Source organism: Pontibacter harenae, from assembly GCF_020907245.1.
GTDB lineage: Bacteria > Bacteroidota > Bacteroidia > Cytophagales > Hymenobacteraceae > Pontibacter > Pontibacter harenae.
Genome location: NZ_JAJJWH010000104.1, coordinates 1 through 1,293, shown reverse-complemented (window position 1 = coordinate 1,293; position 1,293 = coordinate 1). Strand labels below are relative to the sequence as shown.

Below are 1,293 nucleotides of genomic sequence, written 5' to 3'. Positions count from 1 at the left end.
TATGAACTGTGTTAAAAAGCAACTTTATTAGCGTTATTTTTAGGCGTTATGTTTAATAATTTGCAGTGTAAACCTCTCCAGATCTTACCATACCAAAGACCTGCTTTATAAGCTTGTTCATCACCGCCACCAAGGCTACCTTCTTTGCTTTTCCCGCCGCCACCATCCGATCATACAGCTCCCGGCAAGCCTTGTTGTGAACTTTTGCCGCCATAGAACACATATAGAGCGTAGCCCTTATGTTTTTATCCCCGATCCTGCTGATCCCCCTGTATCCGCGTATGGAGATGCCAGACTCATTAATGCAGGGGCTGATACCGATAAAGGCGCTGAACTGCCTGGCTGATGTAAAATTTCTAAACCCACCAGAGACAACGATGAGCTCTATGGCAGACTTGGTGCTGATGCCAGGAATAGTCTGCAGTAAGGTATACAGCTCCTGGCAGTGCTCCTCAGCCGTTTGCTGCATCTGACGCTCCAACCCTGCTATTTGCTTTTCTATGCTTGTCAAAACTGCTTTACAGGCCTTTAAAGCGGCTTTGTCGACGTTCTCTAACTGCCCCAGGGCGTGCAGCTGATTTAAGAAGGAGCGCTTGCTCCTGATAAGCAACTTCAAAGACATACGCTGTTGCTGCAGTTTCCTCATGAAAGGGGCTGGCGGCTGGTAAAGCTTTGGCTGCATGCGCTCCCCGTACTCAGCGATCAGCGCCGCATCTACTTTGTCTGTCTTCGTCCGCTTGAGCTTGGTCTGGGCAAAGCGCTTGATCTGCAAAGGATTCACCACCGACACCTTGATGCCTTTTTCATACAAGGCAATGGCCAGCTGCAGGCTATAAACCCCGGTTGCCTCCATAATGCACCAGGTGTGATTTGTCAGGCTTTTAAGGAAGCTGTTGATACCCTTCTTGTCATTTTGGTACAAGGATGTGGTAACCTTGCCTGCTAGATTTGAGGCGACCACAAAACTGTCTTTGGCCACATCGATACCGCTGTAAATTTGCTCCATCATATCATGTTTTATAGGTTATACAGGTGACAAAAAGAAGCTTCTCTTGCACTCAACATCCTGATGCAGGCTCTGAGCCTAATGAACTGTCCAAGGTGAAGAAGCCAGGTAAGGGGATTATCATAAAGCGCGGGTTTTTAGTACCCTTGTAAAGTAGGAATCTTATTCCTTACCCAGTTTTCTTGTCTACAGCTTAAGTACTTGTTTTATCTGTTTTAGATAATATTTTCTCTGATAAACAAAAGGAAAAGAAGAGCAGCTAAGACACTGAGAACAAACATAGGATG

Annotated in this window: 1 protein-coding gene; it reads right to left on the bottom strand. The window is 46.0% G+C overall.

Going from position 1 to position 1,293, the window contains the following annotated elements; translation table 11 throughout:
* Positions 1–52: 52 nt before the first annotated feature.
* Positions 53–1,009 (bottom strand): IS110 family RNA-guided transposase, encoded by a 957-nt coding sequence (locus LN893_RS20375; RefSeq protein WP_229973253.1) that lies wholly within the window; start codon positions 1,007–1,009, stop codon positions 53–55.
* Between the last annotated feature and the right edge of the window lie 284 nt (positions 1,010–1,293).